We start from the raw sequence: 22,228 nt of genomic DNA, 5'->3' as shown, positions 1-22,228 counted from the left end.
GGAGAGTTGCAAGATGGCTGTCGTCAATGCAATGGAAACCGTGGTCACGCAGTTGTTCGAAGAATTTCGGAAAAACTATGAATTGAAGTGTGTTTGTTTGACGTGCCAACAAGATATATTGGCAATAGCGCTGAACCGACTTCCGCCACGTTATACTTCCAGTGAGAAGGGGCATCTATACGTAAAAGGTGAATTTACGAATCAACAATTACAATCAGACGTTATGCGCGAATTGATGGAAGCATCGACTTTTGTTGAACATCATCAACATCATCGTGAGTAGATGCAAGGAGTTTGGCACCACATAGCAGATTGGCATACGCCGCTATCCCCGTTCTAACGGGGCTGGCGGCGTTTTTTAGTTGCCACATACTCCAGAATGCAAACGAAATTACATAATATAGAAAAAAAAGATGTAAGGGATGCAAAAATAAATGCGCTGTTTTTTTGCGCACTACAAGCTAAGATAGAAGAAAGAATTTCCAAATTAATGAAAATTAGGAGGGGTTCATGTGAAATCAGAGCAATTTAATGGCATTTTTGATTCGGTGTTAACGGATGTTGTACAACAATCTTATGGCAATATATGCTTGCCCTCCGATGAACAAATTCAACAATCGATGAAGAAAATGATGTCTATGCTAGAAGAAAACCCGAAATGGTTGTTGCACAATGAATGATCGCGATAATTTGAAAGCAATCTCCAATGACACGCTGGTTGATGCCTATATAAATGCAAGCCGAATGAAGCTCAGTAAGGAATTTCTTCTGTTTTTGCTATTAGAAATTCAAGCAAGGCAGATTAGCTTATTCCAAGAGAACAGTCTAGAAAGCACAAGTTAACATACACGCTATGAAAGTTCAGTTTTAAAAATGGTATGAATCCTTTACAATGTAACGGACAGGGAGCTCCTGACGTTGCACGGTAGGGGATTTTTTTTGTTTTCGCTAAAGGGGGCCAAACAAACATGAGCATCATTCAGAAGCTGATTCCGACACATTGGTTTCGAAACCAACGCATTCGATATAAAATCATACTCATTTATTTCCCGTTGATCTTTGTACCCTTGTTTGTGCTAGGTTTTGTTTCGAACCAAGTCTATACGAACGCCATTGTAAAGAAAACGATCAAAAACGTCTCTGACAACTCCTCGCTTATTATTACCCGCATCACGGGTATGTTAACGAATGTAGAGAGCTGCGCGAATATGTTGACGATTAATCTTAACAAGGTCATCGTCGAGGATCCTCTGTCCATGAGTGCGTCGGAAACGAGCCTGCAGATGTACACGCAGATTACTAATCAACTAAGCTTTGCCTTGCTTGTTTTTCCTGATGTCCAGTCTGCGGCATTCATCGATACGAATAATCGGATTTATGGTTCGAATGTTCTCATGGAGCGAAATCGGGATTGGATCCCAACCAGCCCCATGCTGAAACAAATCGATACGTCGAGCGGGAACAATATTTGGTTTCCTATGCAGCGCCGGGATTATTTAACCCATAGTTCGAATGAGACCGTAATGACGCTGGGGAAACGGATCGTGAATATTTATACAGGTCAGAAGCTTGGTTTGCTTGTGCTTAATATCAAGGAGAGCTCGTTATCGGCGATTTATCAGAAAATCGGGTCCATCCAAGATGGGAGCTATTTTATCGTGGATGATGAAGGTATCGTAATTTCATCCCAGCATCCTGCGGATGTGCTCCAAGAAGTTGCGATTCCTGAGATGAAGCGTTGGATCACTTCAAGTAAGCATTCCTCTGAGCCCACCTCTTTTGAATATGAGAAAACGCTCGTGGTCAGCTCCGATGTACCTAGCTTTGGATGGAAATTAATTTCAATGGCACCACTGGCCTCGTTAACGGCGGATACGCGCAAAATTACGTTGCTTATCGTGTTGCTGGGTATTGTTTGCCTCTTTTTTGCCCTTCTTGGCGCAGGTATGCTCTCACAATTGATTGCCAAGCCCATTATGGGACTCACGAAATACATGAAGAAGGTCAAGGAAGGCAGCTTGGACATCGAATTCCAAGTGAATTCAGAGGATGAGATTGGGATGCTATCTTCTGGCTTTAATGCGATGATTCGGCGGATTCAAGAGCTTTTGACCAACATTAATTGGGAGCAAAAGAAGAAACGGGAATACGAACTTGCGCTCATTCAAGCACAAATTAAGCCGCATTTCCTCTATAATACGCTGGATGTCATCTATACTTTGTCTGAAATGGGACGAACCCGTGATGTGCAGCGGACGACGAAAGCGTTAGCAGATTTCTACCGCGCAGCGCTTAGTAAAGGCCGCGAAACGATCACGATTGAAGAGGAAATTCGCAATGTGAAAGACTATTTATCCATTCAGCGAATTCGCTATTCTGATGTATTTACGTATGAGTTTGATATGCATAACGATGTGCTAAGCGGTCAAATTCCGAAGCTGACGATACAGCCGTTGGTTGAAAATGCGATCTATCATGGACTCAAAACCAAGGGAAGTTTGGGGCTTCTGAGAGTAACAGGTGAAATTGTGGATTCCAAAATAAAAATCATTGTTGCTGATGATGGCGTTGGCATGGATGCAGATCGGCTCAAGGCTATCGTAAAGAAGACGGAGACATCTCAAGAGGCCGTAGGATATGGTTTCAAGAATGTGAATGACCGTATTCAACTGTATTATGGGGACGAATATGGCTTGCAAATTACAAGTGAACAGGGGCAGGGCACTGAAGTTACACTATGGTTGCCTTTTGGGTGTGAGGAGAAGGAGTAGAGCATGCAGAAAATATTAATCGTGGATGATGAATCCATTTTTCGAGAATATTTGCGTTCAGCGTTAGATTGGGAGGCTTATGGCTTTGAGCTTTGTGCGGAGGCCAAAAACGGGATTGAAGCCCTAGAGCAAGTCCAACTGCATCATCCTGATATAGCGCTTGTTGATATTACAATGCCTTTCATGGATGGGTTAAGTCTTACGGAGCAATTAAAGGAGCACTACCCTGCTACGAGTGTGGTGCTCATTACAGGTCACAATGAATTCGATTATGCGCGTAAGGCGCTTAAATTAGGTGTAGAAGATTATATTCTAAAACCATTCTCCAAGGATGAACTTGTGTTAACGCTATTAAAGTTGCAGAAGGAGCATGAAAAAGCGCGGGAAGAAAGATCCACACTGAAAGAAAATCAACAATTGATGAAGGAAAGTTATTTGAACTATCTGCTTAGCAGCGAATATCATCATTCTCCAGAGGAAACGACCCAGAAACTCCAACAACTCGGGGAGTCATTCAGCTCCTCCTTGTTCATCGTTGCGTGCATTGAAATCGACCATATGGATGTCAAATGGAATCAAGTGAGCGAACGCTTACTGTGGAAATATGCGGTAACGAATATTTTGAATGAAGCGCTGGAGGAAACGGGTCATCATCTCATATTCAACGGGCCAGAGGGGCGGATTATTTGTCTGGTCGAGCATCAAGGCGTAAAGGATCTCGAAGTTCCGGCGTTAGAGGGATATGAGAAACTGATTTTTCTGATCAAAAAATACTTGAAATTCACGATAACGATTGGCGTTGGTCGCAGTCAGTCAGGCTTTGGCGGCATTCGATCCTCGTATATGGAGGCACTAGAAGCACTTCAGAACAAGTTCGTATTAGGAAATGACCGAGTGATTGCCTACGGCTCATATGTGCTTGATTCTGGTAAGCAGGCCATCTATCCGACAGAGGTCAACGAGGAACTGCTTGTACTTTTACGCATGCATAATACAGAGAAGCTAGAAGAGAAATTGGAAGAAGTTTTCCAATCCATACGAGAGCAACGATTGTCATTAGAATATACCTATGTGATTTCAATGGGGTTAATCTCTGTTTGCCTGTCTTACGTCACGGAGATGGGGCATCCCATTGCAGATTGCTTTGGCGAAAACTTTTACCCGTATAGTGAAATCAAGCGTTTGGGTTCAATTGAGAGCACGTCAGCTTGGATTAAGGAACTTTTCGCGAAGGCGATACAATATACGAATAAGCACAAGAAGACAAGATCCTCAAAGATCGCGCAATCAGCGAAAGAATACATCGAGGGGCAATATATGAATTCTGAGCTTCAATTAGATCAGATTGCCCAGCAGGTGTTTATTAACCCCAGCTATTTGCGAGCCGTATTTAAGAAAGAGATCGGCATGACTGTAACGGATTACGTGACCCACGTCCGCATGCACAAAGCGAAGGAATTACTGGGCAAAGGAAATATTCGCTTGGCGGATATTGCGGAGCAGATTGGGGTCAATGATCCTAGCTATTTTAGCAAAAGTTTCAAGAAATTCTTCGGCTACTCGCCTAGTGAGTATGAGAATAATCGCTTATAACGGCTGCACACGAATGTGCGGATTTTACAAGAAGCCCTCAGTTATTCCATTATCACTGGGGTTTTTTCCTTCTATACTGAGGATGTAAAGAGGAGAAACGCACAAGAATTCCTGGGAGGTCTTCACATGAAAAAGATGGCAGTTACTCTCGTAAGCTTACTCGCGGCAACTAGCCTAGCAGCTTGCGGTTCCACAGAAACACCGAAGGAAACAACCAGCGCGGCACCAGCAGCAACAGCTGCAGCTACGACGGCGCCTGCTAAGACAGATGCAAAACCAGTTAAACTAAGAATTTATGCTCAGTATGCAGATGAAGATACGAAAACACCTTATGACTATGCGGTAGCTGAGTTGAAAAAGGAAATGCCGAATGTTGAGCTAGAGCTAGATATCCAAGCGCAAGATGATGGGCAGAAGTTGAAGACTTACGCGGCGACGGGAAATCTTCCAGACATTTTCCAAGCAGGTCTAGACATTATCGACACGTTCAAAAAGTCCAATAACATCCTGATGTTGGATGAGTATGTTACGAAGTTTGGCTTTAAGGATAAAATGCAGCCAAGCGCAATGAACACATTGGTAACGGATGATGGGCACACATACGCATTCCCGTATGCAGGGAACGAAGTAGCCCTATTGTACTATAACAAAGATTTGTTCCAACAAAACGGCGTGAAAGTACCAACAACGTATGATGAAATGATGACAGCTGTTAAAACGTTCAACGCAAAAGGTGTTACACCGCTTTCCATTTTTGCCAAAGAAAAATGGCCTTGCGTAGCGCTCTATGACATGTTTGTAACACGTGCTGATGCAGGCGGTATTAACAAGTTGGATAAAGGTACGGCGAAAGCAGAAGACGCGGCTTACAAAACAGCTGCTGACAAAATTATTGAGCTTGTGAAAGCAGGCATGCTGCCTAAAGGCGCAACGAACTTGAACTATGACCAAGCCGCGGCACTTTACCATGAGGGTAAAGCAGCGATGTTCATCAACGGTCAATGGGAAATTGAAGCAGCAACGAAAGCACTTGGCGACAAAGCCGGCTACATGTACTTGCCAGCAGCTGATGCAGCCGCCTATGAAAAAGGTAAAACAGCATTCAGTGGCAGCGGTGGTCCTGGTGGATACGCGGTATCCGCAAACACGAAAGATAAAGAGCTAGCAGCGAAAGTTGCCTCATTCATCTCCTTGAAGTATGCCGAGTACAAGTATACGAACCGCAGTAACCCGATCGTAGCAACAAAAGTAGACAAACCGATTGTGAAGCAGTTTCCTCCAATGATGGATCAGCTATCCAAGGATATTCCGAAAATCACAAGCACAACAGCGTTCTCATGGGGCTTGTCCAATCCGAAGTTCAAAGCAGCACTTGAAGATGCTACACAAAACCTAATGACTGGTAACTACACGTCCGATCAATTCGTGAAAGATCTGAATAAAGCAGCTGTACCAGCAAAATAATTGTGATTCTATGACATGGAAGACTCACCGTGGAACGTCTAGTCCTATGGTGAGTCTTCTACTCTACAAGGGAAGTGATGACATGCGCAAATTCATGGGAAATAAGGTAGCGATTATGCTGTTCACGCTGCCGGCTCTCCTTTTGTATACAGTGATCGTGTTTTATCCGATTTTACAGACGTTTTACCGCAGTACCTTTGAATGGGATGGCCTCAGCGAGGGCACGTTTATTTTTCTAGATAACTACACGCGATTGTTTCAAGACAGTATTTTCTACACGTCCCTTTATAACGGACTCGTGTTTGCAGGCATCCTAGCCGTTGTGCAAATTGGGATCGGGTCGGTGCTCGCTTTTGCCGTAGCAGAGGGCTTCAAAGGGAGTAAGCTTCTACGCATTTCCTACTTCATTCCGGTCGTGCTTTCGATTACCGTTGTCTGTCAGCTCTGGTTGGCGATGTATAACAGTGAGTATGGGTTGATCAACAAAGTGTTTGAAGCACTTGGCATCTCCTATCGTCAAGACTGGTTGACGAACAGCAAAACAGCAATCTTCGCGATCGCCTTCGTAAATGCTTGGCAGTACATGGGCTACCAGTTCGCGCTGCTTCTTGCGGCTGTGAAGTCTGTACCTGAACAGTACTTAGAGGCTGCCCGTATCGACGGCGCTTCCAAATTCAAAGCACATATGAAGATTACAATTCCGATGCTGGCTGAGACGTACAAATTTTGCTTAGTCCTCGCGATTACAGGTGGGTTGAACGCTTTTGCTAACATGTTTATCATGACAGGCGGCGGGCCAGGTAACTCCACCTACACATTGACATACTTGATGTACCGTTCCGCTTTCCGTGTTGGGGAATTCGGCTACGGCAGTGCGGCAGCAGCGTTCCTTGTCATTGAGTGTTTGATTGTAACGTTAGCGATTAACAAACTTATCGCACGTGAACGTATTACCTTTTAAAGGAGGATGTTTAAGATGAACGGCTTACTCAAATTACGCAAAAAAAATCCGCTCCTTGGCATCCTTTTATGGGTGTATGCGGGGTTATCGGTGTATCCGTTATTGTGGATGATTTTCTATTCCCTGAAAAATAACAATGAGATTTTCGTTACGAATCCATTCGGGATTCCCACCCATTTTCGGTTCGAAAATTATGTGGATGCTTGGTCCAAATTCAATGTACCGCAGTACTTTAGCAACAGCTTGCTTGTTGCAGCCTGCACCGTTGTAGGGACGATTATCCTTTCCGTAACATTTTCCTATGCAGTTGCCCGCATGCAATGGCGTTTCAAGGAAGTAGCAAGAATCTATGTGGTCATCGGGATGTTCATTCCCGTACAAGTTATTATGATCCCATTGGCAATTCTTGTTCGTGATTTCCACTTAGCTAACACGTATGGTGCACTCATTGTTCCTTATATTGCCTTTAATATTTCGTTCTCTAGCATGGTGTTCTATGGCTTTTTCCGTTCCATTCCTGTTGAACTCGAAGAATCCGCGTGTATGGATGGAGCTAGCATTTATCGGACGTTCTATACCATTATTTTACCAATTATTAAACCGGCAATGGCGACGATGGTCATTTTCGTATTCTTATCCTCTTGGAATGAATTCACGATGGCACTCATTTTAATTACCAAAGAATCTCTGAAAACATTACCGCTCGGATTGCTGTTCTTCCAAGGTCAGTTTACGACAAACTGGGGTGCAATGGGGGCGGCGATGACAATTGCCAGCTTGCCAACAGTGCTCGTTTATGTCCTCTTTAGTGAGCAAGTGGAGAAGGCGATGACCGTAGGGTCTGCTGTGAAAGGTTAATATGGTTAAAAAGCTTGCATTCATGGGACGGTGGCATATGGCTACCGTCTTATATGTCTCTTTCGTCGTCTTTATTCTTTTGCCTATTTTCATCGTAACTTGGTTCTCTGTAAGGTCTTTCAATCATGTCTTATTCGATAATGTCACGACAAGGGCGATGCAAACGTTAGAACAGGTTTCGTATACAGTTGACAAGGAAACAAGCAGGATGATTTATACCATTGCAACTATAGCCAATGATGATAAGTTGTTTGCTACCGCAACAAGTATTCATAATCAAGCCAATCTGAATCAACAAGCGAGCCATGAGGCGAGTATGGAGTTGGATCACCAGTTAAGTAATTATTTTCATTACACGTCTGAGATTATTTCTGCGGTATTCTTTTACCGTGGCGGTGGCACGTATGCGTATAAACAAAGCTTGGGCTTACAAGAAGATGAGCTTCGGCATGCACATTGGTATGAACAAACCGTAGATAAGGTCAATAAAGTTCAAATATTTGGTGCGGAGGATAACCTGCGTCCTGGGACCAGTGGACATATGGAGATAACGGCGTCGATTTCGCCGAAATTTCCTGATTCTTTTAACAGTGTTGAAAACGTTTACTTTATCTTCCGAGGAAGTGTGCTTCAGCAATTGCTTCGAACGCAGGTTTCGGAGTCGGGGTATTTCTTAGTCATTTCACCGAATGGCAGCGTCATTTCGAGCTCATCTGATGAATTGATCATGAATCAAACGTCGAGTCATGCCTTATTGAAGCAAGCGATGAGCGAGCAGACCGGGAACTATGTTCAAAGTGAAGATGGGAAGCAGTCGTTCGTTAGTTACCTAACTTCTGCGCAATCCGGATGGAAATACATACATGTGATGCCTTATGATCAAATGCTGGCCAGCGTTAAACAAGTGTATAATCGCACGATGCTTGTCTCGACCGTTGCGTTAATTGTCTTTTTATTGGCATCCTGGTTCTGGGTACGAAGTATGGCGAAGCCTATTCTTACCCTTGTTAGGCAGATGAGCCGCGTGAAGATGGGGAGCTTTCAAGTGCAATTGGAAGCCTCGGGCCCGATAGAAATCTATGTGTTAGGTCATAGTTTTAACGAAATGACGCTGCGCATTCAGGAGCTTATTAAGGAGCGAGAAATCAAAGAAGATGAGCGTTTGAACGCGGAGATGAGTGCCTTGCAATCGCAGATCGGACCTCATTTTCTGGTGAACACGTTAAATGCCATTAAAATCATGGCGCTCATGGCGAAAGCACCGCACATTCAGAAAATGACGGAATCACTCATGCATTTGGTTTCATCGGCTTTTAATCGCGGTGGCAGTTACACGACTCTTCGGGAAGAGCTGCAGCTGTTGGATGATTATTTTGCCATCATGCGAATTCGATATGGAGATCGGTTTGAAGTTCATACCGAAGTGGAGGATGACATCAGCCAATCGATGATGTTGAAGCTTTTATTACAGCCGCTGGTCGAAAATAGTATCGTTCATGGCTTTCATGGCCTGAATCACAAGGGGCTCATTCATATTCGCGGATATAAAGTGGGTGACCGTCACTTCGGAATTACGATTCGAGATAATGGGAACGGATTCGAGTTGGAGAAAGAGGTATCGGCAAGCAAGCAAGTTGGGGATTCCTTCAATGGGATTGGACTTGCGAATGTGCGAAGTCGTATAGAGCTTCAATACGGTCACGAAGGGAGACTCGTGGTGAGTAGTAAACCTGGGATAGGCACACAGATGGAACTTATTCTCCCGATACTTGCGAGTAGCCCGTCCAGTACGACTGTTAAAAAGGAGGCCTGAACGATGTTTAGGGTGTTACTTGTCGATGATGAACCTCTTGTGCGGCTAGCTCTTCGTGAATTAATCGCATGGGAAACGTATCAATGTGAGATTGTTGCGGAAGCTTCTGATGGTCAAGAGGCTTTGCGAATACTCCAGAGGTATGAAGGCATTGATTTGATTATGATGGATATTCAAATGCCTCAGATGGATGGCATCTCTTGTTTGGAGCAGTTAAGCGAACTTAGGATGGAAAGGAACCCAGTTGTCATCGTCCTTAGCGCTTACTCGGAGTATGACTATGTGCGTCAAGCGTTTCTATTAGGAGCAGTGGATTATATCGTGAAGTCACACATGGAACCTGAGCCTATGAACGCTGTAGTTGCGAAAGCGGTGGACATGTTGAGAGAGCGAATGCAGCAAGCCGAACAAGAGGAGCGAGAGCAGCGAGCGCGCCAGATGAAAGCGCGGGAAATCACGCTTACCGCGCAACTGCGAGGAGGAGCTGGGGGCCAAATGGCGCCTGAAACTCAGTTAGGACAAAGTGATAGCGGTGAACAAATCATCGCTTGTATGCAAGTCGCAACCACAGATGAGAGTGCCAATTTCACTGTACATATGATTCGGCAAGTGATGGAAGGGTATTTCTCTGAAGTTACCATTCTTCCGATGAGTGCGAAGGAATATGCGCTCATGCTGCTCTTCCGTCAGGAAGCAAGTCAAGGTCGTCATAGCATGAGGCATCGCATTGCAGAGGGTATGGATCAACTTGTGAGTCATTTCAAGCAATACGTGAATCAATCGATATCGATCGGTGTATCTGATTTCATTCAGTCTCGGGAGGAATGGCGAACAGCTTACGAGCAAGCGAAAGAGCTTGCTGAGCTGCGTTTTTTTACCAAGGAGGGAAGAGTATTCTTTCCAGAACATGCCAGGATGAATCGCTCACAGCTGCAATCTAGTGGTTTAGAGGTGTGGGATCGCAAAGAGCTGCTGCGCAGTCTGGAAATGGGTCAGTCATGGCAACAAGAGTTGGACAAAGGGTTTGCCTTCTGGCAGTCACAACAAGATAAACCGTTGAAAGATATCCGCAAAATGTATCAAGGTTTCCTCTGGGAATTAGGGGGGCTGCTACACGCCCGTGGATTGGACTGGAGGGACGTTACAGACATAGAGACCCCACCGTATGAAGAGTTGCTTCAAAAGTCGAGTATGATGGATGTTCACCTCTGGCTGGCAAACTTGGTTACAAGTGCTGCTGCTCAGCTAGACCCTCGTCGAATTGTCATTAGCCAGTCTCCGCGACTGATTGACAAAGCGAAGGCTTATATCGATGGGCATTATCATGAACCACTGTCGTTGAGTGACGTTAGTGAGTGGGTGGGTGTCAGTGAGAGTCATTTAAGCAAACAATTTACGAAGGAAACGGGTGAGAATTTCATCGCCTATGTGACCCATGTTCGAATTGAGAAGGCCATCCAATTAATGTGGGGCGGTATGAAGCTGTTTGAAATCGCCGAGAGGGTCGGTTATCCGAATCAGGGGCATTTCAGTCGTATTTTCAAGAAAGTGACGGGTCAGACGCCACAACAGTATCGCGAGTCAAGCCGCTGAGGGTAAAGCACAAGAATTGCACAAGTAAGCACAAGAATCGTCATGTCCTTGAAGCCTCCGTACTCTTAGAATAAGGGTTGTAAGCGCAAACATAAGAGGTCATGGAGGGGTTGTTTGAATGAGAAAAAAATGGGCAGGGCCACTATTAGCAAGCGTTTTGACGATGTCAGTTGTACTAAGCGGGTGTGGATCATCTGAAAGTAGTTCAACGACAGCGCCAGCCGGGACTGATAAACCAAAGCAAGAGGCGAGCGGAGGCAAAGTTACCATCAAAATGGCGATGTGGGACGTTAACGCATCCTTTATTGACTTTTTGACCGCTAAAGTAAAAGAGTACTCCAAGGTTGATCCTAACGTGAGTGTGGAAGTCGAAGCCTTCAAAAATGATGGCGATTATTTGAAAGCGATGAAGGTTCGTCTCTCAGCAAATGAAATGCCTGATTTCTTCGAATTGAAGCCGAACTTTATTAATGATTTCAAAACCGAGCTGCTTCCGCTCGACGACCTGAGCACAACAGCAAAGAACAAATATGCGAAGAAATACGCAGTGGACGGCAAAGTCTTAGCGATGCCAACCGTTCAATTCCCGGAGATGGTCTACTACCATCCGAGTATTTTTAAAGAATTGGGACTTGCCGTACCAACGACTTGGCCGCAATTCCTTGATGTTCTGAATAAAATCAAAGACAACAAAAAATACATTCCCTATGCGATGGGCGGCAAGGATGCTTGGCCGGATTACCCCTTCAATGAGTTCATGCACCACATCACTTCAGGTGATGAGAATTACTTAAGCAATCTTGCGACTGCGGCTCACCCGTTTGCAGAAGGCACGCCATTCTACAAAGCTTATAGCAAAATCGAAGCCTTGTACGGCGCAAAAGTCATGGGTCCAGATCCACTTGGCGTAAGCTGGGATCAAGCAACTGGCCTGTTTGAGAGTAAGAAAGCAGCTGTTGTAGCTGCGGGCTTGTGGTATTTGGATACGTATATGTCCAAAGTAGGCAATGCTGACGATCTGGCAGCGTTCCCGTTACCGGTTCGTGACAGTGAATCCGAGCCGCTTACCGTGATGACGTTCACAGATCACTTCTATGCGATCAATAAAAACAGCAAAAACACCGAAGCCGTGAAAAAGTTCATGGACTGGTTCTATAGCCCAGCTGTACATCAGCAGTATGTAGATAAAGTGAAGCTAGGCGCAGTTATTGATGGCGTAACAGCTAATGTGCCATTCCTAAATGATTTCTACAAAAACAACAAAATCACGCCGTTCTTGTATGTGCCAGGCAACCAGAAGTACACGGATCTGATCAATGCAACGCAATTGGACTGGAAGACTGTCGGTCAAGATATGATTTCAGGCAAAAAGCTGAGTGACATTTCCAAGCAATTGGATGATAAATGGATCAAAGCGCGCGACGTGAAGAAATAAGATCGTAGAGAGATGGAAGGGCGGAAGGGAATGCGGTCGTTATGGTGTGACCGTGTTTCCTATCCCCATGCCTTGGAGGTGAAACCTACATGAGTTACAACATGCAAAAAAAGTTGATTATCGTCCTTTTTCTTGCCGTACCCGTATTTCTACTCTTGTTGTTGTTGATGTATCCGACATTAAAGCTCGTCCAGCTGAGCTTGACGGACTGGAATGGGATCAGCAGAACATTTAACTATGTGGGCCTAGATAATTATGTGCAAGCCTTTCATATGCCGGAGATTTGGAAATCACTCTATCATAATTGGAAGTATTTCCTCATTCATGCCTTGATTCTTCCACTCGAAATCATGATAGCTGTCAGCTTGAACGCCAAAATGAGAGCCAATGCCTTCTTCCGCTCCATCGTGTTTCTACCCTATGTAATCAATGGGGTCGCAGTGGCGTATGTATTCAGCTATTTATATAACCCGATTAATGGCCCGCTTAATTTATTTCTAGATACGGTAGGCTTGGATTCATGGATTCAACGCTGGCTAAGTGATCCTGCGGTCGTCAACTACTCCTTGATTTTCGTATCCTTATGGCGCTATTGCGGTCTGCACGTTATTTTATTTCTTGCTGGCTTGCAGTCGATCCCAGAGGATTTGTACGAAGCGGCACGCATGGATGGTGCGAGTCCGTTAAGACAGCTGTGGCACATCACCATTCCTGGTATGAGTCGGGTTATCGAGATCGTGCTTTTCCTGAACGTGCGAGGGGCCTTGCAAGTGTTCGACATTCCATTCCTAATGACCCAGGGTGGTCCTGCGAATGCCAGTTCAACCTTTACCTTGTACACGGTGGATACTGCCTTTAAATTCAATAATTACGGCTTAGCTTCGACAATGGCTATTTTGCTTATGGTCATGATTATCGTGTTCAGCTATGTGCAAAAGAAAATTTTTCAAGCTGCAGGAGGCGGTGAAGCATGACAGTCAGCTCGAGATTAAAGCCGCTGTATTACCTTGTATTTGCGTGTATCACGGTCATCGTACTCATTCCCTTGTTCTTGGTACTATTTGCCTCTCTGAAGCCTGCTGCAGAGCTTGCTGCCTCATCTCCGATAGCTATTCCGGACAGCTTCTACTTGGGGAATTTAAAAACAGCGTTCATTAAAGGAGATATTCTGACGGGCTTTAAAAATACGTTTATCCTCATTTTCGTGAGCGTTGTGTTAAACATGATTTTGGGCACGATGACGGCCTATATTCTCAATCGATTTGATTTCCGGTTGAAAAAACTGATTTTCGCGTTGTTCACAGTTGCAATGGTCGTTCCCTTTTACACCACAGAGGTGGCTAGGTTTCAAATTATTAAAGCGCTGGGCTTGTACAACACGTTGTATGCACCAACCTTAATCTATGCGGGGACGGATCTCCTGCAAATCTTTATCTATCTGCAATTCATGGAGAAAATCTCCAACCAACTAGATGAAAGTGCGATGATGGACGGTGCCTCTTATTTCCGCATTTTCCGCTCGATCATTTTCCCGCTTATGGTTCCAGCAACAGCGACATTGGCGATTATTAAAACAGTAGAAATCATGAATGACATGTATATTCCATTCTTATATATGCCTGCGAAGAAGCTGCATACGCTCTCTACAGCACTCATGTCATTCGTTGGGGAGCGCGCTTCCTATTGGAATGAACTCTCCGCAGCGATCCTTATCATCATGCTTCCGACTGTGCTCATTTACCTATTTTTCCAGCGATACGTATTCGCAGGTCTCATGGACGGAGCAGTGAAAGGATAATATTGGATATCTATGTGGAAATGACCCCGTTTTGGGGTCATTTTTTGCATGAAAAGTGCGCATTTAACCATATATCAATTCCCCTTATAAGTCTCATAAGATGATTCTAATTGACCTATGGTGCGCACGTATGATAGGTTTCAATGGAGAGTAAAAATAGTGCGAAAAATAGCAAAGCTTATCAATACATGCTGATGAGGTGGATTTTGTTGGAACTTCAAGTCTTAAACAGTCCTTTTAACCAAGAGCAAGTTGAATTGCTCAACCGCGTCCTACCAACGTTAACGGATACTCAACGTATTTGGTTGAGTGGCTACCTAACAGCTCAACAAGGTTCGACAAATTCCGCGGCAGTGCCGGCAACTTCCGTTCCAACGGCTGTGGCTAGTCAACCTGTCATTTCCAAAGAAGTAACCGTCCTTTTCGGATCACAAACGGGTAATTCCCATGGCTTAGCGAAAAAGCTAGCTAAAAAACTAGAAGAGCAGTCGTTCCAAGTAACGATCTCCTCCATGAGCGACTTCAAACCGAACAATCTGAAAAAGGTTCAGAATCTTCTGATGATCGTTAGTACGCATGGCGAAGGCGATCCACCGGATAATGCGATCTCATTCTACGAATTCCTTCATAGCAAAAGAGCACCTCAATTAGAAGAACTTCGTTATTCCGTTCTTTCCTTAGGTGATACATCGTATGAATTCTTCTGTCAAACAGGTAAAGATTTTGATAAGCGTTTGCAAGAGCTTGGCGCTAAATCCTTAACTGAACGTGTTGACTGTGATGTTGACTTTGACGAGCCAGCTGCAGCTTGGGTTTCTGGTGTTTTGGCTGCTCTGAACGCTGCATCAGCTAGTACATCTGTTAGTGGTTCAGCTGCAGTGGCTGGAAATGACTCTTCCGCGGAGTCTGAATACTCCAGGACGAATCCGTTCCAAGCAGAAGTGCTTGAGAACTTGAACTTGAATGGCCGCGGCTCCGATCGTGAAACGCGCCATGTGGAAATCTCCTTAGAGGGTTCCAATCTCCAATATGAACCAGGTGACAGCTTGGGTGTATTCCCAGAGAATCATCCGCGTCTAGTTACTGAACTGATTCAAGCCATGGATTGGAATGCTAGTACACCCGTTGCAGTCAACAAAAATGGGGAAGAGCGCCCGCTACAAGAAGCGCTTACTCGTAACTTCGAAATTACTGTACTGACGAAACCTTTGCTCGAGCAAGTGGCAAAGTTGACGTCAAACGATAAGCTTCAAGCGCTTGTTGCCCCTGGCAAAGAAGCTGAGTTGAAATCGTACATCGCTGGCCGCGATCTATTGGATCTCGTGCAAGACTTCTCCTTACAAGGTGTGTCTGCTAGTCAATTCGTAGCCGTGCTTCGCAAATTGCCTGCTCGTTTATATTCGATTGCGAGTTCATCCAAAGCTTCGCCGGATGAAGTGCACATCACCGTACGTTCGGTTCGCTATGAAGCGAATGGACGTAATCGTTATGGTGTTTGTTCCGTTCACTTGGCTGAGCGCGCACTATCAGGTGCGGCGTTACCGGTTTACATTCAGAGCAACCCGAATTTCAAACTGCCTGAGAACTCAGAAACGCCAATCATCATGATTGGACCTGGTACTGGCGTAGCGCCATTCCGTTCTTTCCTCGCAGAGAGAGAAGAGACGGGTGCAGATGGCAAAACGTGGTTATTCTATGGGGATCAACACTTCGCTACAGACTTCTTGTACCAAGTTGAATGGCAGCGTTGGTTGAAAGATGGCGTGCTAACGAAATTAGACGTAGCTTTCTCCCGTGATACGGATCAAAAAGTATACGTGCAGAACCGCATGTTAGAGAAAAGTCGCGAGCTTTACCAATGGCTGCAAGAAGGTGCTGTTGTCTATATTTGCGGTGACGAGAAGAAAATGGCACACGATGTGAATGCTGCGCTGCTCACGATTATTGAGCAAGAGGGCGGATTAAATAACGAAGAAGCCGTGCAATATTTGGCTAATATGCAACAGCAAAAACGTTATCAACGGGATGTTTATTAAAACGGGATCCCTGCGATCGGTAGAGGAGAAAGCTCAAGATGTCAGAAAATAATTTACTATCGAAGAATAGTGCGCCGCATAGTGATGTTGAAGAAATTAAAATCCGCAGTAATTATTTGCGCGGAAGTTTAGAAGAAACTCTTGAAAATCGCATCACCGGTTCCATCCCCGAGGATGACAACCGCTTGATGAAATTCCACGGCAGCTACATGCAAGACGATCGTGACTTGCGTAACGAACGTGCGAAGCAGAAGCTTGAGCCTGCCTACCAGTTCATGCTGCGCGTACGTGCTGCTGGCGGTATCGTAACTTCTGATCAATGGTTGATGATGGATCGTGTTGCTCAGAAGTATGCAAATGGCACGATTCGTCTTACGACTCGTCAATCTTTCCAGTTACATGGTGTAATCAAATGGAACATGAAGAAAACGATTCAAGAAGTTAACGCGTCCATGCTAAGTACACTTGCGGCATGTGGTGACGTGAATCGTAACGTGATGTGTAACCCGAATCCTTACCAATCCGAAGTGCATGGCGAGGTTTATGAGTGGGCGAATCGTATCTCCAACCACTTGGATCCACGTACGAGAGCGTATCATGAGATTTGGTTAGACGGCGAGAAAATCGTGGATAGCCGCGACGGAGAAGAACAAGAACCAATTTACGGACCTGTGTACCTGCCGCGTAAATTCAAAATCGGTATCGCAATTCCGCCATCCAACGATGTAGACGTGTACTCGCAGGATCTTGGTTATATCGCGGTCATTGAAAATGGCCGTTTGGTAGGCTTTAACGTATCCGTCGGTGGCGGTATGGGGATGTCTCACGGCGATGTCAAAACGTATCCGCAAGTTGGTCAAGTAATCGGGTTCATTAAACCGGAGCAAGCTGTTGATTTAGCTGAGAAAACGGTCATGATCCAACGTGATTACGGTGATCGTTCCGTTCGTAAACATGCACGTTTCAAATATACAATCGACGATCGCGGTATTGAGTGGTTCGTGAATGAACTACAGACGCGTCTAGGTTGGAACCTTGAGCCAACTCGCTCATTCCATTTTGAATCGAATGGCGATCGTTACGGTTGGGTGAAGGGCAGCAACGGGAAATGGCATTTCACGATGTTCATTCAAAATGGCCGCGTCATGGATGATGGGGACTACCGTTTGATGACAGGTCTTCGCGAAATTGCGAAGATCCACACAGGTGATTTCCGTCTCACTTCGAATCAAAACTTGATCATCGGCAACGTAAGCGCTCAGAAAAAGAAGAAAATCGAAGAATTAATCAAAGAGCACGGCATTACGGATGGTCTTCACTTTTCCGCATTGCGCAGAAACTCGATGGCTTGCGTGGCGTTCCCGACTTGCGGACTTGCAATGGCAGAATCGGAACGTTACTTGCCTTCATTGATTACCAAAGTCGAGGCTATTCTTGAAGGTGTAGGCCTACGTGAGCAAGAAATTACAATCCGGATGACGGGTTGCCCGAATGGCTGTGCACGACCAATGCTAGCTGAGCTTGCATTCATCGGTAAAGCGGCAGGGAAGTACAATATGTATCTAGGTGGCGGATTCGCAGGAAACCGCTTGAATAAATTGTACAAAGAAAACATCGGTGAATCCGAGATTCTCGATTCCTTGCAATCGATCATCCCTCACTATGCCAAAGAGCGTCAGGGTGATGAGCACTTCGGTGACTTCGTCATTCGCGCTGGCTATGTGAAAGAAGTGCGTTCCGGTCAAGATTTCCACGCATAATTAAGGAAAGAGCAGATTAAGTAGGTTACTACTTGAGCTGCTCTTTTTTTTGTGCGGTGAGGGGGGAGGGGGAGGGATGGGGTGAATTGAATTGAAGTGATGGAGTGGTGTGGGGAGGAGAGGAGATGAAGTGAAGTGAAATGAAATGAAATGATATTAAGGGGGATGGTGAAATAAGCGAAGTAGTGCGGGGAGAAAGTGAGGCGATTGAAGTAAGATGAAGAAAATAGGGTGATTGAAGTAGTGTAAGGAGAATGGGGGGATTGAAGTAAGATAATTGTATGACGTGAGTGAAAGTGCGGTGAGTTGAATTAAGGTGATGTGAGAGTAGTTTAGACAAGTGTTATGTCGTGAGATTACATCCAGCGAGTGAACTGATGAGAATGAATGGAGGAAGTGTGTCGGTAAGGGTTGTCGAAGTTGAAATAGATGGAAAAACTCCATCTATTTCCTTCGATCACGTATGAAATTTCATAATAACTGGAAAAACTCCAGTTAATTTCAGGGAAATGCTGTGAGATCCGCAAAAAACTGAAATTTAACTGTAGTTTTTCCATCTAAATGCTAAAAAGAGCGAATATGAGAAAAATTAACTGTAGTTTTTACAGTTAACCTGAGCTGGGAGTTCGAGTAACGCCACTCGAGTCCCGTAGCTCCTCTTGTTGTGCGCTCGAATCACCCGAGTCACGCAAGCTCCTCCTGATGTGCGCTCGCATCACCCGAGTCGTGCAAGCGCCTCCGCTACACATTCAAACACGTATCCTATCACTGTGCCCCCTTGCTCACCCAAAACGTTACATTATCCTCTTTTAAGCTTTCTGTTCCAGCCTTTGGCTCCTGCCTTGTGACGATGCCTTTGGCTTGTGTGCTAGTTTCGATGAGGAAATTATAGTGGAGTCCAGCGGCTAGGGCCATCTGCTCCGCAGCCTCTTGCGTTTGGCCGACCAGATTCGGTACGACGGTTTTCTCAGAAGGTTCCTTTGTGTTCGTCAACCTCGCAGTCACGGTGGCGCTTGGACTTACGCTCACGTCAGGCGTACTCGTAGGTGTAGGCGAGATGATGACGACGGTTTGGACGACTTTAGGCTCCGGCCATAGATACCATACGGCAAAGCCGCCAACAACTAGTGCTGAAACGGCACCTAGCGCAATTCGTTTAGCTGAACGCGTCGTACGCGTAAGGCTCTCATTGTCAAGGCGCGAACGCTGCGAATCAGGCTGTGTATCATCAGCGGCTTCCACTGCTCCGAGCTGGAAAGGAGCCGTTATCTGCTCGCTTATACTACTTGGTGCGGCAGGAGGTAAGCTCCGAAGCCCGAATACGAGCGATGAAAGGGATGATTGCCCATGGCAAATAAATTTGATGAGGCGAATGAGCGCGAGTTTCTGCTCTGTTGTTGCACTTGGGATGGAAGCTCGCTCCAGACTCGTATGCATAACCTCGAACCTATCGGAGATCGATTCGTTCCCGGTAAGTAACTGAATCATTAAGCGGCAAAGACCAATGGCGCTCTGCTCTTCGTGTTCATCTGCTTCCCAGTAGTTGATGATGGAAAGTTTATTCTGATCCGTAATCCATAGATTATTAGGACGGACGGAAAAGCCTGTAATCTTTTCCTCCATCGCATCCAACAAAGAAACACCTAGGTCGCTAATGATAGCGACAACGGCTGCGTAAGACCATTTACGTTTGTACATCGTATCGGAAAAGAGGTAACCGCTTTTGGCTTGCAAGATAATGGTGACAGCATCTTCAGCGATTGATGTATCCAACATGTGATGAAATCCGTCGTGAATAAACGCGGCTTTATCCTGGAGTGAGCTTATGTAATCGACACCGAGTTGATTGTGACGAAGCACTTTACGATACAGTAATACTTTGCGGGTCAGAAATACATCATCACCATAATGGAGAGTTCCATGAGGGAAAGAGACGATTTGTGTACTTGGCACGTATCGTGTACCTATTCGATCGGGCATGGAATAACCATCCTCTCTGGCGTGTGTGATTGGTTTACACTTACACTTTATTATAAAGGATTCGAAGGCGGATAGGAATTTAGGAGTACTCGTTACAAAAAATTACATAAGCAAGTGAAAATTTTGTGGAATTTTATCGGAATAGTTCGAAATACCTGTATGTTGATTGCATGGATGTTAAGACGAGTTCAATATCGCGTGATGTACCAAAATGGTTACACAATGGAAGGGGATTAGAAAGGAACTATAAACCCATTCCCGTATATGGACGGTGTTTGTAGACCTTGGACAATGTATAAGAGCCCCTTATACTTTACTGTACAACTTTTTCCTGCATTTTGGAATAATCTTGTGAAAATTGTGTGAAAAGGAATGAAGTCTAGCAAGTGTGGTACTAGAAAGGATTTGTTTTACTAGGATTCTTCTATGCTTCAAATGACCTAAATGATATGATAGGAGAATCAGAATAATTTACATAAAACGCCAAAACGAGGGGGAAATGTGTTGAAAAAGGTCGCAATTTTGGGTGGCGGAGTCGCTGGTTTAAGTGCTGCTCACGAACTTATCGAAAGAGGTTATGAAGTATCTGTTTATGAATTTAAGCAAATACCTGGTGGGAAGGCCAGAAGTATGCCGTATGTGGGCAGTGGGACTGGCGGACGAAAGGATTTGCCGGGCGAGCATGGTTTTCGATTATTTCCCCGGTTCTATCGTCACGTAATTGATACTTTGAAACGAATTCCCTATGAGAATGGAACAGTTTACGATAATTTAACCGAAGTTACACGGCTAGATATCGCTACCTATACGGCACCGTTATTGCCTTTATTAGCCAAAATAGAATTTAGCTTAGATAATTTATTGGTTTTAATCAAAGACCTTTTTGATAATAATTTAGGACTTTCAATTGACGATATGGAACAGTATGGTCGTAAGCTGTGGCAGATCATGACCAGTTGCGACGAACGTATTCGTGAGGAATACAATTTAATAGATTGGTGGGAATTTATCGAGGCAGAGCAGCAATCGCCTGCATTTCAGAAAATTTTTGCTGGTTTTACGAAAACGCTTGTAGCTTGTCAATCTAAAATTGCAAATACACAAACAGTTGGACCTGTAGCTGTTCAAATGACATTAGATATAACGACCCCTGGCACGAGTTTTGTAAGACTGTTGAATGGTCCAACAAACGACAAGTGGATTTATCCATGGTTAACTTTTCTTCAGGATCAAGGGCTGCACTATCACCTAGGTGCAAACGTAGAGCGAATTAATTGTCGAGATGGCCAAGTCCGTAGTGCGACGGTATCCTTGAATGGCGAGACTTTTGATATTGAAGCTGATTACTTTATCGCAGCCTTCCCAGTTGAAGTGATGGGTAAAATGATAACCGATGAAATGTTGGAAATAGACCCTTCACTTCAAGGCGTGCAGAAACTGGTAGATTCCGTTGCGTGGATGAACGGGATTCAATATTACTTGCGTGAAGATGTTCCGATTACGCATGGACATGTGATTTACTTGGATGCTCCGTGGTCGCTTACTTCGGTTTCGCAGAAGCAATTTTGGCCAGATGTCAATTTGAGTGAGTATGGCGATGGCACGGTGAAAGGTATTTTGTCCGTTGACATCTCAGATTGGGATACACCGGGTATCCTTTTTGGTAAAACAGCAAAGCTCTGTACGGCTGATGAAATTAAAGCTGAGGTATGGGCTCAAATGAAGCTGAGTTTGAATGTTGACGGCGCTGTAATCTTGGAAGATTCTGTACTCCATTCATGGTTCTTAGATACGGATATTCAATTCGTTAATCCAGAGCATGCCTGCACGAACATGGAACCTTTGCTCATTAATCGTGTAGGGACTTGGGAAGATCGTCCGGAAGCTTTAACCGGCATTCCAAATCTATTTTTAGCGTCAGACTATGTGCGTACCAACACGAATTTAGCGACAATGGAAGGCGCAAATGAAGCGGCACGTAGGGCTGTTAATGCGATTTTGTTGTGCGATGAATCAGAAGAAGAGCCATGTAAAATTTGGGAGATGTACACCTTCGAATTGGGCCATATCGATGTGTTGAAGATCTATCATATTCATGATAAAAAACGCTTGGACAAGGGTCTGCCTTGGGATGGAAAGATGCTCTAATTATTGTTACTAGCAGCG

General features: G+C 44.8%; 17 protein-coding genes. 16 read left to right on the top strand and 1 reads right to left on the bottom strand.

The genetic code is table 11. The annotated features are described in order from the left end of the window. The first annotated feature begins 13 nt into the window (after window positions 1-13). The 15 genes from AC58QM_RS27100 (at window position 14) to cysI (ending at window position 18,082) form a co-directional block, all read left to right on the top strand. Window positions 14-283 carry a late competence development ComFB family protein gene (locus tag AC58QM_RS27100; RefSeq protein ID WP_497287902.1) on the top strand — a complete coding sequence of 90 codons (270 nt, stop codon included), beginning with the start codon at window positions 14-16 and terminating at the stop codon, window positions 281-283. A 229-nt stretch (window positions 284-512) separates the two neighbouring features. Continuing rightward, window positions 513-680 carry a hypothetical protein gene (locus AC58QM_RS27095; protein WP_157256816.1) on the top strand — a complete coding sequence of 56 codons (168 nt, stop codon included), beginning with the start codon at window positions 513-515 and terminating at the stop codon, window positions 678-680. Continuing rightward, on the top strand, window positions 673-843 hold the full coding sequence (sda, locus tag AC58QM_RS27090) for a sporulation histidine kinase inhibitor Sda (RefSeq protein ID WP_497287901.1): 171 nt from the start codon (window positions 673-675) through the stop codon (window positions 841-843). The genes AC58QM_RS27095 and sda overlap by 8 nt, the downstream gene beginning before the upstream one ends. A gap of 125 nt (window positions 844-968) precedes the next feature. Then, window positions 969-2,771 (top strand): sensor histidine kinase, encoded by a 1,803-nt coding sequence (locus AC58QM_RS27085; RefSeq protein ID WP_497287900.1) that lies wholly within the window; start codon window positions 969-971, stop codon window positions 2,769-2,771. Window positions 2,772-2,774: 3 nt separating this feature from the next. After that, window positions 2,775-4,364 carry a response regulator gene (locus AC58QM_RS27080; protein ID WP_497287899.1) on the top strand — a complete coding sequence of 530 codons (1,590 nt, stop codon included), beginning with the start codon at window positions 2,775-2,777 and terminating at the stop codon, window positions 4,362-4,364. A gap of 126 nt (window positions 4,365-4,490) precedes the next feature. Further along, entirely contained in the window at window positions 4,491-5,828 is a 1,338-nt protein-coding gene (locus tag AC58QM_RS27075; protein ID WP_497287898.1) for an ABC transporter substrate-binding protein, read from the top strand. Between the two features lie 82 nt (window positions 5,829-5,910). Continuing rightward, the gene (locus AC58QM_RS27070) at window positions 5,911-6,789 is read left to right on the top strand and encodes a carbohydrate ABC transporter permease (RefSeq protein ID WP_056610172.1); all 879 of its coding nucleotides are present in this window, start codon (window positions 5,911-5,913) and stop codon (window positions 6,787-6,789) included. 15 nt (window positions 6,790-6,804) lie between these two features. After that, on the top strand, window positions 6,805-7,647 hold the full coding sequence (locus tag AC58QM_RS27065; RefSeq protein ID WP_497287897.1) for a carbohydrate ABC transporter permease: 843 nt from the start codon (window positions 6,805-6,807) through the stop codon (window positions 7,645-7,647). Between the two features lie 37 nt (window positions 7,648-7,684). Further along, window positions 7,685-9,460: a sensor histidine kinase gene (locus AC58QM_RS27060; protein WP_497287896.1), complete on the top strand. Its 1,776-nt coding sequence runs from the start codon at window positions 7,685-7,687 to the stop codon at window positions 9,458-9,460. Between the two features lie 3 nt (window positions 9,461-9,463). Then, window positions 9,464-11,053, top strand: a complete 1,590-nt coding sequence (locus AC58QM_RS27055; RefSeq protein WP_497287895.1) for a response regulator transcription factor — start codon at window positions 9,464-9,466, stop codon at window positions 11,051-11,053. 118 nt (window positions 11,054-11,171) lie between these two features. Then, the gene (locus AC58QM_RS27050) at window positions 11,172-12,488 is read left to right on the top strand and encodes an ABC transporter substrate-binding protein (RefSeq protein WP_497287894.1); all 1,317 of its coding nucleotides are present in this window, start codon (window positions 11,172-11,174) and stop codon (window positions 12,486-12,488) included. Window positions 12,489-12,577: 89 nt separating this feature from the next. Further along, a complete protein-coding gene (locus AC58QM_RS27045) occupies window positions 12,578-13,462 on the top strand; it encodes a carbohydrate ABC transporter permease (RefSeq protein ID WP_497287893.1) in 885 nt (294 codons plus the stop codon). Then, entirely contained in the window at window positions 13,459-14,286 is an 828-nt protein-coding gene (locus AC58QM_RS27040) for a carbohydrate ABC transporter permease (protein WP_497287892.1), read from the top strand. The genes AC58QM_RS27045 and AC58QM_RS27040 overlap by 4 nt, the downstream gene beginning before the upstream one ends. Before the next feature lie 209 nt (window positions 14,287-14,495). Continuing rightward, window positions 14,496-16,322 (top strand): assimilatory sulfite reductase (NADPH) flavoprotein subunit, encoded by a 1,827-nt coding sequence (locus AC58QM_RS27035; protein ID WP_497287891.1) that lies wholly within the window; start codon window positions 14,496-14,498, stop codon window positions 16,320-16,322. Window positions 16,323-16,360: 38 nt separating this feature from the next. Continuing rightward, entirely contained in the window at window positions 16,361-18,082 is a 1,722-nt protein-coding gene (cysI, locus tag AC58QM_RS27030; RefSeq protein WP_497287890.1) for an assimilatory sulfite reductase (NADPH) hemoprotein subunit, read from the top strand. 765 nt (window positions 18,083-18,847) lie between these two features. Here cysI and AC58QM_RS27025 read toward each other — a convergent pair. Next, window positions 18,848-20,062 (bottom strand): PASTA domain-containing protein, encoded by a 1,215-nt coding sequence (locus AC58QM_RS27025; RefSeq protein ID WP_497287889.1) that lies wholly within the window; start codon window positions 20,060-20,062, stop codon window positions 18,848-18,850. Between the two features lie 501 nt (window positions 20,063-20,563). Between AC58QM_RS27025 and AC58QM_RS27020 the strand changes: the two genes are divergently transcribed. Next, a complete protein-coding gene (locus AC58QM_RS27020; protein ID WP_497287888.1) occupies window positions 20,564-22,210 on the top strand; it encodes a hydroxysqualene dehydroxylase in 1,647 nt (548 codons plus the stop codon). The last annotated feature ends 18 nt before the right edge of the window (window positions 22,211-22,228 follow it).

Source organism: Paenibacillus sp. J22P165 (genome assembly GCF_059692015.1).
This window is presented reverse-complemented; position numbering and strand designations above follow the sequence as displayed.

Coding starts and splice junctions, on each gene's coding strand:
- AC58QM_RS27100 (WP_497287902.1), top strand. CDS start 14: ATGGCTGTCGTCAATGCAATGGAAACCGTGGTCACGCAGTTGTTCGAA.
- sda (WP_497287901.1), top strand. CDS start 673: ATGAATGATCGCGATAATTTGAAAGCAATCTCCAATGACACGCTGGTT.
- AC58QM_RS27085 (WP_497287900.1), top strand. CDS start 969: ATGAGCATCATTCAGAAGCTGATTCCGACACATTGGTTTCGAAACCAA.
- AC58QM_RS27080 (WP_497287899.1), top strand. CDS start 2,775: ATGCAGAAAATATTAATCGTGGATGATGAATCCATTTTTCGAGAATAT.
- AC58QM_RS27075 (WP_497287898.1), top strand. CDS start 4,491: ATGAAAAAGATGGCAGTTACTCTCGTAAGCTTACTCGCGGCAACTAGC.
- AC58QM_RS27070 (WP_056610172.1), top strand. CDS start 5,911: ATGCGCAAATTCATGGGAAATAAGGTAGCGATTATGCTGTTCACGCTG.
- AC58QM_RS27065 (WP_497287897.1), top strand. CDS start 6,805: ATGAACGGCTTACTCAAATTACGCAAAAAAAATCCGCTCCTTGGCATC.
- AC58QM_RS27060 (WP_497287896.1), top strand. CDS start 7,685: ATGGCTACCGTCTTATATGTCTCTTTCGTCGTCTTTATTCTTTTGCCT.
- AC58QM_RS27055 (WP_497287895.1), top strand. CDS start 9,464: ATGTTTAGGGTGTTACTTGTCGATGATGAACCTCTTGTGCGGCTAGCT.
- AC58QM_RS27050 (WP_497287894.1), top strand. CDS start 11,172: ATGAGAAAAAAATGGGCAGGGCCACTATTAGCAAGCGTTTTGACGATG.
- AC58QM_RS27045 (WP_497287893.1), top strand. CDS start 12,578: ATGAGTTACAACATGCAAAAAAAGTTGATTATCGTCCTTTTTCTTGCC.
- AC58QM_RS27040 (WP_497287892.1), top strand. CDS start 13,459: ATGACAGTCAGCTCGAGATTAAAGCCGCTGTATTACCTTGTATTTGCG.
- cysI (WP_497287890.1), top strand. CDS start 16,361: ATGTCAGAAAATAATTTACTATCGAAGAATAGTGCGCCGCATAGTGAT.
- AC58QM_RS27025 (WP_497287889.1), bottom strand. CDS start 20,062: ATGCCCGATCGAATAGGTACACGATACGTGCCAAGTACACAAATCGTC.